This window comes from Nocardia sp. PE-7 (genome assembly GCF_030486425.1).
GTDB classification, from domain to species: Bacteria; Actinomycetota; Actinomycetes; order Mycobacteriales; family Mycobacteriaceae; genus Nocardia; species Nocardia salmonicida_A.
Window position 1 is genome coordinate 1,931,897 of record NZ_CP129614.1, and the last position, 12,152, is coordinate 1,944,048.

Annotated in this window: 11 protein-coding genes; 6 read left to right on the plus strand and 5 right to left on the minus strand. The window is 67.7% G+C overall.

Annotated elements, in window-relative coordinates; genetic code table 11:
• Positions 1–24: 24 nt before the first annotated feature.
• Genes QX204_RS09090 through QX204_RS09100 form a run of 3 tightly spaced genes read left to right on the plus strand, consistent with a single transcriptional unit; the run spans position 25 to position 2,989 of the window.
• On the plus strand, positions 25–951 hold the full coding sequence (locus QX204_RS09090; RefSeq protein ID WP_301906143.1) for a ferritin-like domain-containing protein: 927 nt from the start codon (positions 25–27) through the stop codon (positions 949–951).
• Entirely contained in the window at positions 948–1,508 is a 561-nt protein-coding gene (locus QX204_RS09095) for an NAD(P)/FAD-dependent oxidoreductase (protein WP_301906144.1), read from the plus strand. Before QX204_RS09090 ends, QX204_RS09095 begins: the two co-directional genes overlap by 4 nt.
• Complete coding sequence (locus QX204_RS09100) at positions 1,505–2,989, plus strand: flavin-containing monooxygenase (RefSeq protein WP_301906145.1); 1,485 nt, start codon at positions 1,505–1,507, stop codon at positions 2,987–2,989. Before QX204_RS09095 ends, QX204_RS09100 begins: the two co-directional genes overlap by 4 nt.
• Here QX204_RS09100 and QX204_RS09105 read toward each other — a convergent pair.
• On the minus strand, positions 2,982–4,988 hold the full coding sequence (locus tag QX204_RS09105; protein WP_301906146.1) for an AfsR/SARP family transcriptional regulator: 2,007 nt from the start codon (positions 4,986–4,988) through the stop codon (positions 2,982–2,984). The two genes, QX204_RS09100 and QX204_RS09105, sit on opposite strands and share 8 nt — an antisense overlap.
• A gap of 108 nt (positions 4,989–5,096) precedes the next feature.
• On the opposite strand from QX204_RS09105, the gene QX204_RS09110 reads away from it, so the two are divergent.
• Positions 5,097–5,975, plus strand: coding sequence for an alpha/beta fold hydrolase (locus QX204_RS09110; protein WP_301906147.1), 879 nt, complete (start codon positions 5,097–5,099; stop codon positions 5,973–5,975).
• A 227-nt stretch (positions 5,976–6,202) separates the two neighbouring features.
• On the opposite strand, the gene QX204_RS09115 is transcribed toward QX204_RS09110, so the two are convergent.
• From QX204_RS09115 to QX204_RS09125, 3 genes are all read right to left on the minus strand, one after another.
• Positions 6,203–6,931: a MerR family DNA-binding transcriptional regulator gene (locus QX204_RS09115; protein WP_301906148.1), complete on the minus strand. Its 729-nt coding sequence runs from the start codon at positions 6,929–6,931 to the stop codon at positions 6,203–6,205.
• Positions 6,932–6,941: 10 nt separating this feature from the next.
• Positions 6,942–7,844, minus strand: coding sequence for an alpha/beta fold hydrolase (locus QX204_RS09120; protein ID WP_301906149.1), 903 nt, complete (start codon positions 7,842–7,844; stop codon positions 6,942–6,944).
• 122 nt (positions 7,845–7,966) lie between these two features.
• Positions 7,967–9,376 carry an aminotransferase-like domain-containing protein gene (locus QX204_RS09125; RefSeq protein WP_301906150.1) on the minus strand — a complete coding sequence of 470 codons (1,410 nt, stop codon included), beginning with the start codon at positions 9,374–9,376 and terminating at the stop codon, positions 7,967–7,969.
• A gap of 79 nt (positions 9,377–9,455) precedes the next feature.
• On the opposite strand from QX204_RS09125, the gene QX204_RS09130 reads away from it, so the two are divergent.
• Entirely contained in the window at positions 9,456–9,794 is a 339-nt protein-coding gene (locus tag QX204_RS09130) for a cupin domain-containing protein (protein WP_301906151.1), read from the plus strand.
• A gap of 89 nt (positions 9,795–9,883) precedes the next feature.
• Here the strand turns inward: QX204_RS09130 and QX204_RS09135 are convergent, their stop codons facing one another.
• Positions 9,884–10,528 carry a TRADD-N-associated membrane domain-containing protein gene (locus QX204_RS09135; protein ID WP_301906152.1) on the minus strand — a complete coding sequence of 215 codons (645 nt, stop codon included), beginning with the start codon at positions 10,526–10,528 and terminating at the stop codon, positions 9,884–9,886.
• Positions 10,529–10,840: 312 nt separating this feature from the next.
• On the opposite strand from QX204_RS09135, the gene QX204_RS09140 reads away from it, so the two are divergent.
• Positions 10,841–12,142, plus strand: a complete 1,302-nt coding sequence (locus QX204_RS09140) for a lipase family protein (protein ID WP_301906153.1) — start codon at positions 10,841–10,843, stop codon at positions 12,140–12,142.
• Positions 12,143–12,152: the final 10 nt, after the last annotated feature.

Genomic DNA, 12,152 nt, shown 5'->3' on the forward strand with positions numbered 1-12,152 from the left:
CACCCCACCGAAGGAGATCGAACAATGACGTTCGCCTATCCCGAGATGCTCGCCACCATTCGCGCCAAGCAGTGGGCGCTGGCCGATATCGATTGGGACGCACCGGGTGCCGACACCATCACCGACGAGCAACGTCCACGGCTGGCCACCTTCATGGCCGACCTGGTGTGGATCGAACACGTCGGCGCCCGGGGCTTCGCCGCGCTGACCCACCAGGCGCCGCCCGGCCCACTGCGTGAGATCTACCGCTACTTCCACGCCGAGGAACAGAAGCACGCCAACGCCGAGCTCGCGCTGATGCGCCGCTGGGGAATGCTCCCCGACGGTGATGCGATGCCGTTGCCCAACAAGAACATTCGCCTGGTCATCAGCTGGCTCGACCGCTACGCCGACCAGCTCACCCTGCCCGTGCTCGGCACCGTGATCCCCTCGCTGGAGACCGCGCTCGACGGCGCACTGGTGAAATTCCTGCTCGACGAGGTCGAGGACCCGGTGTGCCACGAGGTGTTCCGCCACATCAACAGCGACGAATCCCGGCACCTGGCAGTCGGATTCCAGGTCCTCGAACAGCTCGGCGCGGGCCCGCTGCGCCGGATCGCCATCGAGACAGCCGGTTTCGCGGTGCGTCCGTCGTTCGTGCTCGGCGCGTTGCTGTACGCGCCACTGCTGTCGCGGATGTCGACCAACATCATCGCGCTCGGCCTCGACGAGGAGAAGCTGTGGCAGGCGGTGCGCCGCTACGAGAACGTGGGGGAGCGCAGCCCGGCCATCCGCCGGGTCCCGCTGTATCACGTGGTGAAGATGCACGGGAAAGCCACTATTCACCGTCGCCAGCCGTTCCAGCTGCTGGCCGACGTCTCCAATGCCTGTATCGACTGGTTCCCGATCCGTGTCCTGGGCCGTCGCCCGTCCTGGTCGGACGAGCTCACCTACGAACCGGTGGCGAAATGACGACGCTGCGTGACGCCGATACCTTCACCGGCCCCCAGGTACACCGCACGGCCTTCGCACCCCGGCACGAATTCGCCGGTCAGCGGGTCGCGATCATCGGCAGCGGGGCGGCGGCCGCGCGACTGCTGCCCGGCATCGCCGCCGAAGCCGCGCGGGTGACGGTGTTCCAGACCGAGGCGGTCTGGGTCCTCCCACGCCTACCGGCGCCCGCGGCGACGACGCTGCGCCGCGCACCGCAAGGACTGCTTCGGCTCGCCGCTCGCGTCAATCTCTTTGTCCAGGTGCGTGATTCGTGGCTGCGTCACCGCCTGACGCCGGACGACACCGCGGGCGTCGCGGTACACAACAGCTACTACCGCGCCCTGCGACAACCACACTGCACGCTGGTGACCTGGCCGATCGCCCGACTGGTGCCGCTGGGCGTGCGTACCGTCGACGGCATCGAGCACCGGGTGGACGCCATTGTCTACGCCGATGACGCAGGCCATGTCGTACGTACGGTCGCTCGGCCCGGCCGCCTGCACCCGTCGGCGGAACTGATGAAGGAGATCGCATGACCACCACCGGAATCGAGCACGAGATCGTCATCGTGGGAGCGGGGTTCTCCGGGATCGGCGTAGCGATCGAGTTGCGCAAGGCCGGGTTCGACGACTTCGTGATCATCGACGAGGCCGACGGTGTCGGCGGTACCTGGCACTGGAACACCTATCCCGGTGTCGCTGTAGATATTCCGTCGTTCAGCTATCAGTTCTCCTTCGAGCAGCGCACCGACTGGTCGCGGGTCTACGCGCCCGGCCGCGAGCTCAAGGCCTACGCGGAGTCGTGCGTGGACAAATACGAACTGCGACCGCGCATTCGCTTCGGCACCACCGTGACCGGCGCGGACTTCGACGAGGAGGCCGACCGGTGGGTGTTGCACACCGCCGACGGCAGCGACGTGACCGCGCGTTTCGTGATCAGCGCGACCGGCGTGCTCACCAGACCCAAACTCCCTGAGATTTCCGGCATCGAGTCCTTCGCGGGAACCGTCATGCACACCTCACGCTGGGATCACCACCAGGATCTGCGGGGACAGCGTGTGGCGATCATCGGCACCGGCGCCTCTGCGGTCCAGGTGATCCCGGAGATCGCCTCGCAGGTCGAGCACCTGACGGTTTTCCAGCGCACGCCGATCTGGTGCCTGCCCCGCCCCGACCTGCCGTTGCCCCTCGCCGCTCGGTTGGCCCTGAAGGTCCCCGGCGGACGAACGCTGACCCGACTGGTGAGTCAGACCTACGTCGAGTTCACCTTTCCGCTGGCCGCCCACTATCACAACTCGCTGCCCACCGCCGCGATCGGCGAACGCGCGGGCCTTGCCCATCTGCGGCGCCAGGTGAAGGACCCCGCCGTGCGGGCCGCGCTGACCCCGCAATACGCCCTCGGGTGCAAACGGCCCAGCTTCTCCAACGACTATCTGTCGACCTTCAATCGTTCGAACGTGACGCTGGAAACCGATCCGATCAGCGAGATCACCGCCACCGGCGTCCGCACCGCCGCAGGCACCGAACACCGGGCCGACGTGCTGATCCTCGCCACCGGCTTCAAAGTCATGGAATCGGGCAATATGCCGACCTATGACCTGCGCGGCGTCGACGGCCGCGATCTGGAGACCTGGTGGGACAAGAACCGGCTGCAAGCCTACGAGGGCGTCAGCGTCCCCGGGTTCCCGAACTTCTTCTCCATCATCGGCCCCTACGGTTACAACGGCGCGTCGTACTTCACCCTGATCGAGAACCAGACCCGCCACATCCTGCGCTGCCTGCACCACGCCCGCGCGCACGACGCGGACCGCATCGAGGTCAGCGAGGAAGCCAACGACCGCTTCTTCCGTGAGATGCTCGCCCGTCGCGGCGGCCAGGTGTTCTGGGACGAAAGCTGCGCCACCGCCAACAGCTACTACTTCGACAAACACGGCGACGTGCCCCTGCGTCCCAGCTCTACCGTCGAAGCCGCTTGGCGCAGTACGCATTTCCCGCTCACCGACTATGTCTTCACGTAGCCCGCTGGTCGTCCCGATGGCGTGACGACAACGCCGATTCGATGTCGTCGAGGTAGGTCCGAACCGGACCCACACTGAGAAGTCCGCTCTGCGCGGTGGTTTCGGCCGCGGCGGGGGTCAGCTGGGTCCGGGCTCGGCGCATCATCTCGACGTCATCGACGGCGACGGCCGCGTGGGCCACGATCGCCCACAGCGCTTCGAACAACAGGTCACGCGGTGGTGAGGTGATGTCGCGCAGGGCATTGCGCGCGTCGTCGAGCCTCCCTCGGGCGACGAGCAGGGTGGGCTCGACCCAGGGTCGGTAGGGTCCCCAGTCGGTGTCGGGGGCGATCGCCGCGATCCGCGCGGTCTGCTGGTGTCGCAGATACAGGCTCAGCTCGGCCAGCGGCAACAGGCCGTGCTCGAGCCCCGGCATACCGGCACCGGTGAGGGCGGTAGCGGCTGCCTGATACGCCGCCTCGCCGGTCGCGAGATCTGTTGTCGCGCTCGTGCGTAGGGCGCGGAACCAGGTGGTGAACACCTCGACCAGCGGCAGTTCGTAGCGCTGGGCGAGCGCGTCGGCGGCATCGGCGTGCCGGTCGGCGCCGGGGTGATCAGCCAGGGCGCAGCGCGTTTGAACGAGGATCAGATGGCCGAGCACCTCGTAGGTGGCGAGCTTGTTCTTCGTCGCTACCGCGACGATCTCGGCGCCGACGGCGTCGCGCCGCTGCGCCAGTCCGGCCCGCTGGAAGCTCTGCATGAACACTCCGTTGAGGGCGAAGGCCAGCAGTGCGGGGTCGTGCAGTCGGCGGGCGATGTCCTCGGCTTGGCGGGCGGCGCGCAACGGGCGCAGACCGGCCTCGGTCGGATCGTCCACCGGCAGGCCGCCGCGCGATTCGACGGCGATCGTCGCGAGCAGTCTGGCCCGGTCGGCATCGTCGTCGGCGGGCAGTAGCAACAGGGTCTTCTCGGCGATGTCGACGAGTCGTCGGTCCTGCGCGGGGTCGTCCGAACGGGTCCAGATCGCGGGTACGTCGTAGATGCCGACCACCCGTGCGGTCAATTCGGGGTCGCCGAGTTCGTCGGCGGCGACGACAGCGGAAATCCGGTGTGCGCGTGCCGCTGCCAACCCGCCACCGCCCGTCACCGCGAGGTCGCGCATCAGTCCGGCGGTCGATTCCAGGCGTGTTCTGGTGCGTGGCGGGACGGCGCTGTCGTACGCGGCGCGTGCCTGTTCCCAGACCTGCGCGGTGGAATCGGTCGCGACCGGGTCGAGGTGTGCCGCCTGGCGCAGCAGGTCGTGTTCCAGGCGGTGTAACGCCGGTCCCGGGTCGATGCCCAGGTCCTCGGCCAGCATCCGCCGGGCCCTGGCGAGGACGGCGAGCGCGTCGGCTTGACGGCCCGAGCGATACAGGGCGGTGGCCAGCAGGCCCCACGCGTCTTCGCGCCACGGATGCTCGGCGACGTGCGCGTCGAGGTCGGGAACCGCTGCCGCGGCGGCGCCCAGTGCCACTTGGGCCTCGGCACGGCGTTCGACCGCCAGCAGTCGCTGCTCGGTGAGCCGCGATCGTTCGGCCTGGGCCCACCCCGCATCGGCGAAGTCGGTGTAGGCAGGTCCGCGCCACCAGCCCAGAGCCTCGGTGAGTACCGAGAAGGCTTGTCCGGCAGGCAGAGTCGATGCCATCCGGACCGCATCGTCGAACCGCCACGCGTCCACGGCATCGGGTTCGGCCCGCAGCGCGTAACCGAGCCCCTCGGTGACCAGCAGACGCGCCGGTGTGCGCGGCGGGCGGTCGGGCTCGAGCGCGCGCCGCAGTCCGGCCACGAAGGTGCGCACCGCGCCCACCGCGTCCGCGGGCGGCTCGTCCCACAGATCGTCGACCAAACGACTGACCGGAACCACGCGCCGGTCGGCGACGATCAGCCGCGCGAGCACCTCGCGGTAGCGCGGCCCGCGCAGCGCGACCGGTCCGCCCAGGTCGTCGTGCGCGGCGACGGGACCGAGCACCTGAAACCGCATCAGGCCAATGTAGTGCGCGTTCATCGGTTGCTCATCGCGACACCGCACGCTCGAACTCGATCCGCTCAGACCCCGCGGACCAGCCTTCGAACGAAAGAGGTCAACGCGATGACCCGCACTATTGCTGGATTCGACTACCACCGCTTCCCCGTCGCCGACGAGGTCGCGCTCAACGTCGCCGTCGCCGGTTCGGGTGCCCCGATCGTGCTGCTGCACGGCTTCCCACAGACCCACCTGATGTGGCGTCATGTCGCGGCCGACCTGGCCACCGACCACACCGTGATCGTGCCGGACCTACGCGGCTACGGAGACAGCGACAAACCCGCCGACGCCGCACCCGATACCTACTCCAAGCGGCGCATGGCAGCCGACATCGTTTCCGTGGCAGCGGCTTTCGGCCATGAACGTTTCGCCCTCGCCGGCCACGACCGCGGTGCCCTCGTGGCCTTCCGCGCCGGACTCGACCACCCCGCGACGATCACCCACCTCGCCTGCCTGGACGTGCTACCCACCCTCGACATGTGGGAAGTTCTGCATGGTGTCGACGCCGCAGTCGGGTTCCACCTGTACCTGATGGCCCAGCCGTCGGGTCTGCCCGAACAGATGATCTCGGCCGCCGCCGACGCGTTCTTCGCCTACTTCCTCGACCTGTGGACCAAGGATCCCGCCGCAATCCCCGCGCCCGTGCGCGCCGCGTATCTGGAGGCCAGTCGCGAAGCCGTCCCCTCGATCGTGGCCGACTATCGCGCCTCGGCGACCATCGATATCGACCACGATCGCGCCGACCGCGCGGCAGGTGCTCGGCTGTCCATGCCCGTGACGGTCCTGCAGCAGGACTGGGGCGCGGCGCTCGGATTCGAAGCGGCGGCGCTGTGGTCGAGTTGGGCACCGGATCTCGACCACCGCACCGTCGACGCGGGTCACTTCATGGCCGAAGAGGACCCCGAATCCGTGGCCGCGGCCCTTCGCGAGCTGGTCCTGCGCTGAGCCGGGTACGCAGCTCAGTACCCGACGGTGAAGCGTCGCCGAACCTTTCAGGAGATCCTCGTCCTCGTCGGCGCAGGCAAGGCGTCTACTGACCACCGAACAAGCCCCCTGTTCTACGTCCGCCCGACGTCACCGTCATCCCCGTCACCAACGCCCCACCCCTACAATTCGGCCTCGGCTGGCTCACCGCCTGCGACATCGTCGCCCGGCTCCGCTTCTGAGGGACGTCACCGGCCGTGCTCGGTGGCCCGCTGTTGGGCTCGGTGGGTGAGGGCGTTGACGATGCGTTGCCAGGCGGGGGTGGACTCCGAGATTCGGGAGGCTACGAGTTCGGTGGATCGGGTGGTGGGGCGGTGGTGTCGGATTTGCCAGGTGTCCAGGTCGTCGATGAGTTGGTCGAGGCGTGGATCGTGGGGGTCCCAGTCGGCCGATTCGTCCACTGCGAGGTAGAGGCGGGTGGTTTCGGGGTCGTCGAATTCGGCGTTCTTCTCGCGGATTCGTTGGGGGAGGGCGTCGGCGTCCAACGCTTGCAGCAGGATCCAGGAGTCGCGTTCCAGTCGCACGCGTTGTTCGCTGATGCCGAGACCGCGCATCCGGTTCAGGATGGCGACCACTTCGGTGGGAAGGAAGAGGCTTTCGCCGCCGACCAGTTCGGCGATCCGGTGGCGGTACTCGGCGAGCTGATCGATCTTGCGCTGCAACGCCGCGTCGATATCGCTGATGGCGGAGGCGAATTCGGTCGGTTGCGCGTGCAGCAGTGCGTCGATCCTGGACAGGGGGACGCCGGCGTCGGCGAGGGTCCTGATCCGGATGAGATCCACCGCCGCCTGCGCGGGATAGCGGCGGTAGCCGGAGGCGTCGCGCTCCGGCTCGGGCAACAGCCCGACCTGGTGATAATGGCGCACGGTGCGCACGGTCACATCGGCAGTCGCCGCGAGTTGGCCGATGGTGAGCACCGCGCCGATTCTAGGGGCCTGCCAACTGGTCGACGACATCGCGGATCGCCTCGACCACGGCATCGGGACGGTCGAAGCAGAGTCGGTGGTGCACGGTGTCGGTGATGATGCGCTGCTCTCCCCGCGAGACTCCGTGGACGACGGCCGCGTCCATTCGTCGCCTGGCGTCGTGGATCTCGGCCAGCGCCTCAGCGGACTGGCTGGGGTCGGCGCCCAGCACGCTGAGCGCTACCAGGGGAACATCGGGAAGGTTCGGCCCGGCGCGCAGTTCGGTTGCCACTTCGGTCAATCCGCTGCGTTCGGCGAAGCCCGCACGGATCCATTCGGCACTCGACTTGGCGTCGATCAGCGGCTGCCGCACGTGCTCGGGGTAGTCCGCGAGCAACTCGCCGCGCAGCTCACGCAGTGCGGTGCGCATCTGTTCGACCTGTTCGAGATCGGGCGTGGGCGCCGCGGCCGCCGCCAGCCGCATCGCCGACGGCATGAACTCGTCCCAGTCGCGATGCAGGCCGTCCAGCCAGACCAGTCCGGCCACGTCCTGCGGGTACAGCTGAGCGAACCGGTGGGCGTAGAGGCAGCCGAGGGAGTGCGCCGCGAGAATGTAAGGGGCGGAGATGTTTTGGGCGCGCAGCAGCTGTTGCAGTTCCTCGGCAACCGCTTCGGCGGTGCGAGGCAAGGGCAGTGGATCGCTGTAGCCGGTGCCGGCGCGGTCGTAGACGACGGCGGTGGTGAACTGAGAAACCTGTTGCTGCACAACGAAATAGTCCAGACCGACCGCGCTCGCACCGGGGAGGAACACCACCGCCGGTCCGCCGCTGCCCGACCGGTGCGCGAAGACGCGCGTGCCGTCGATCTCCTCGAATCCGCCGACCGGCGGGGCGTGCCGGGTCGAGGACGTGTTGTCGTTCGTCATGCGACAAGGGTGCAACCCTGACGCAGCGTCAGGGTCAACCCGTGCCGAGGCGGCGGGCGATGCCGACCGCTCTCGCCTGGGTTCGGGCGCACGTCGAGACGGAGGAACACCGAGATGAGACGTCACATCGCCAGAGGCGGTGTCGTGACAGTGGGTCTGTTCGGTGGGCGGTAGGTGCGCCAGGCTTCGGCGAGACGGTCGACTGCCGTCGTGAGGGTTTCCAGCGGATGGAGGAAATGAAGCCGCAGGTAGCGCTCGCTGCCGCCGGTCGGATCCAGGCCGCTGCCCGCGAGGATCGAAACATGTCGGCGCAGTGCGGCTTGCGCGAAGGAAGGGCCGTCGCCGTGTGGCAGCCGGATCCAGAGGGTCTGTCCGCCCTCGACCGGCGGAACCTCCCATTCGGGGATGCGGCGGGTGAGTTCCGCGCGGAGATGGTTGTGGCGAAGTCGGCGCTCGGTGGCTTGCGCGCGCAGCAGGTCGTCGAGGCGGGGGAGTAGCTCGGCCGCGGCCAGTTGGGCGGGCAGATTGCCGCCGAGATCGTGCACCGCGCGAAGCCTGGCGAGCTTGGTGACGACAGGGGAGGCCGCGCGGATCCAGCCGACTCGCAGTCCGCCCCAGACGCTCTTACTCAGTGAACCGATGGTGATCACGGTGTCCGCGAACGCGGCGAGTGGTCGCGGAGTCTCGTGGCCGAGGAACCCGAGCTCGGCCAGGACTTCGTCATCGATGAGCGGAATCCCCTCTGCTGCTGATGTTTCCGCGATCCTGCGCCGTGTGAGCGTGGACAGCACCGAGCCTGTCGGGTTCTGGAAGGTGGGGATCACGTAGGCGAGTGTGGGGCGCTGGTCGCGGATCGCTTCCGCGAAACCGTCCAGCCCGGGCGGCAGGCCGGACACGACGGCCGCTTCCGCGCGAAAGGCTTCCAACGCGCCGGGATAGGTCGGAGCCTCCACGAGAACGCGATCGCCAGGCCGGAGGAAGGCGCGTGCGAGCAGTGAAAGTGCTTGTTGCCCACCGGTGGTGACGAGGATCTGCCCGGCCTCGGTCGGTAGACCCCGCCCTCGGTAGTACTCGGCGACGGCCTCCCGAAGCGCCGGATGGCCGGACGGGTAGTAGCCGATGTCGTCGGTCGTGGCGGCCAAGGCGGGCAGCATCGCCGCATAGGACTCGGTCAATGCGAGGGGAGGTCGATCCGGTGCCGCGCACGCCAGCGAGATCACGTCGGATCGCGGCTCGAGCAGGTCGAGGAACATCGGCTCGCTGGTGGTTTCCGGCGGATCGACCTGCGGCGAACCCGCGACACGGGTGCCACTACCTTGTCGTCGAACGATCCGCCCTTCGTCGTGCAGCAAGTCATAGGCCGCCACGACCGTGCTCCGCCCGACCGACAGGGCGACGGCCAGCTTGCGGTCCGGCGGCAGCAGCGCGCCAGGAGGTAGTTCGCCGTCCTCGATCAGCCCGCGTAACCCCGCCGCGAGCAGGGCATACAGCGGCCCGCGCCCCGCCGACCAGCGACCGAGCCGATCTGTCACAGTAATTGGATCCATAGCCAAACCAATTATGGCCGATTGGCGCTGGATCGTCGCCCCGAGCAGCTCGACGATGATCACCATGACAGCCTCGAGCACTACCGGTTCGGTATCGATCCCCGCGGCCATCGCCGCCCTGCCCGGCCCCTTCCAACAGCAGGAGCTGGCCATGGTCAACGACACCGTTGTCCGCGTCGCCCAACTGTCGGGCGAATTCCCCTGGCACCACCACGACGAAGACGAACTCTTCCTCTGCTGGGACGGCGCCTTCCGGATCGAACTGGAAGACCGTGCCCCCGTCACCCTGCATCCGGGCGAATTGTTCGTGGTGCCCAAGGGAATCCGGCACCGCCCGGTCGCCGACGAGGTCGCGCACGTGCTCTTGATCGAGCGCCCGGAGACAGCGCAATACGGCAACTGAACTGGTCCGGTGTCGGCGACACGCTCCGTGCACATCATTCGACGCCGTGGGTGTCGCGCGTAGCAGTACCGGCAGTCGTACCGGACGGCTCAGTGTCCGGATTCGACCGGCACGGTCCGCAGGAGTTCAGCGACTTCGGCGGGTGTCGCGGACGGAAAGAGTTGCCGCACCCCGATCATGGCCAGCAGCCGGTCCTGATCGGCGCCCACTCCCATGCGTGACACCACATCGTGCGCGGTGCGGTTGGCTTCGGCGATCTCGTCGGCTTTGCCGAGGCGGGCGAGATTCTCGCCCACGATTTTGTCGAGGTCGGTGGAACGCTTGTAGAACAACGCGGTGATCCCGACCGGCACCGCACCCATGATCGAGGTCGCGGCGGCGGCGTCTCGATTGCCGAACGCCACCATCGACGCCGCGGCGAGAACGACCACGACTCCACAGCACCCGCTGATCATGTACGCCCAGAAGAACGCCGTGCTCTGCGCCATCGCGCTGCGCACCTGCCGAAGATATTCCTCCGTTCGAGGTCGCGGCGTCAGGATGTGGTCGGTGTCCGGCGCCGCTGGTTCGGTCGGTATCGAGACGGCGGGAGCAACGGCGTCGCCTGTCATGGTGGTTTCGATCGTCCGCTTGTTGATTCGGCGACTGAATGTCGTCGAGAACCACGCCGACACCGCCGCGATCACAGTCGGGATCAGCCCACCGACCCCGATCAAGGCCAAGATTTCGTTCACGGTATCCCCCCGATTCCAGCTCCCACACCCCTGCGAACTATCCCGCGCACTCTACCGTGCGCTGTTGTCCACTCTTCCTGTTGTCCACTCGCGCAAGGTTATTCGTGGTCATCGCCGAGCTGATGGCCCGGTCACCGGGTCGTCGCGGCGGAGCCCTTGTCGGCGGCAGTTAAGAACAAGCACTCTTGTTAGAAACAAGCGCTCGTGCTGTAATCGGCGTCACCAAGTAGAGGAGACGCCATGCAGCGCAGCGCGGCAGCCACCATTCACCCGAGTCGCCGGGGTGGACGCGGTCGACCGAACCGGGGACGAATGTTCAGAACGAGGTGGGCGGCAGTGCCGCTGGCAGCGGTGTGTCTGGCGGTGTCGAGCGCGGGCAACGCCGCCGCCGACCCGTACCCGAGTTTCCCGCCGGACCAGAACCAGCTCCCGCAGCTGCCCGCCGAACCCCAGCTCTACGACCTGCTGCCGATCCCGGTGCCCGCCGAGGATCCCTGGTACGACGACCCGGCCGACCTGAATTCCTACGCGCCGGGACAGATCATCCGCTCCCGAACGGTGCAGACGCGTCTGCTCGGACTGCCGTTCCCGGTGCACACCGAGCAACTGCTGTTCCGAAGCAACGACGTCCACGACAATCCGATCGCGACCGCGACCTCGGTGATCGTTCCCGGCATCCCGTGGTCGGGCAGTTCGCGACCGGTGGTCTCGTTCCAGGAAGCCATCGACGCGACCGATTCATCGTGCAACCCGTCGTACACGTTGCAGACGGGCACGATGAAAGAAGCCGCGCTCGCGGTCTATTGGCTCGCGCAGGGATTCGCGATCAACGTCGCCGACTTCGACGGCAAGTTCAATACCTTCAACACCTATGACGAAGGCAAAATGGTGCTCGACAGTCTGCGCGCCATGAAGAACTCGGCGTTGGGCCTGACGGACTCCGGGATCGCGCTCTACGGGTACTCCGGCGGCGGCTCGGGTTCGATCCGCGCGGCCGAACTTCGCGAGAGTTACGCCCCCGATGTGCGGTTGCTCGGCACCGCGGTGGGTGGATTCCCCGCCGATCTCCGCGCCCAGGCCCGTTACGCGATCGCCCAGCAGCCGGGCCTCACCGGCGCCAGTAATTTCACGATGTGGCTCGGCTTCGCCGCGTTGTCGCGGGAATTCCCCGACCAGTTCGACGCGAAGGAATTGCTGACCCCCGAAGGTCAGGCGATCGTGGCGGATATGCGGAGTCGCTGCGTTTACACGATCGCCGCAGCGGGCGCGTACCGGCCGATCAGTGCTTATTTCCAGCCGGGGAAGTCACTGGAAACGGCGCCGGGGGTGATGGAGGTTCTCGCGGACCAGAGTCTGGGGCACCATATTCCGGACAGCCCGATCTTCTGGTGGCACGGAATCTGGGACGAACTGATCCCGACATCGGCGGTCCTGCCGACGGTGAACGACTACTGGAACCGCGGCGCGGACCTGCGGTTCTACACGATGCCGCTGCCCGAACACATCGTCAACGCCGTCGCGGGCTGGCCGCCCGCGGTGGCCTGGACCAGTGCGGTGCTGCGCGGTCTGCCGCCGGGTGAGCGATTCAAAGCCGATATTCCGATGCCCAACTAGACGAAAACAG

Bases quoted from the DNA above. Each gene is read 5' to 3' on its own strand.
- QX204_RS09090 (WP_301906143.1), top strand. From the start codon at position 25: ATGACGTTCGCCTATCCCGAGATGCTCGCCACCATTCGCGCCAAGCAG.
- QX204_RS09095 (WP_301906144.1), top strand. From the start codon at position 948: ATGACGACGCTGCGTGACGCCGATACCTTCACCGGCCCCCAGGTACAC.
- QX204_RS09100 (WP_301906145.1), top strand. From the start codon at position 1,505: ATGACCACCACCGGAATCGAGCACGAGATCGTCATCGTGGGAGCGGGG.
- QX204_RS09105 (WP_301906146.1), bottom strand. From the start codon at position 4,988: ATGCGGTTTCAGGTGCTCGGTCCCGTCGCCGCGCACGACGACCTGGGC.
- QX204_RS09110 (WP_301906147.1), top strand. From the start codon at position 5,097: ATGACCCGCACTATTGCTGGATTCGACTACCACCGCTTCCCCGTCGCC.
- QX204_RS09120 (WP_301906149.1), bottom strand. From the start codon at position 7,844: ATGACGAACGACAACACGTCCTCGACCCGGCACGCCCCGCCGGTCGGC.
- QX204_RS09130 (WP_301906151.1), top strand. From the start codon at position 9,456: ATGACAGCCTCGAGCACTACCGGTTCGGTATCGATCCCCGCGGCCATC.
- QX204_RS09140 (WP_301906153.1), top strand. From the start codon at position 10,841: ATGTTCAGAACGAGGTGGGCGGCAGTGCCGCTGGCAGCGGTGTGTCTG.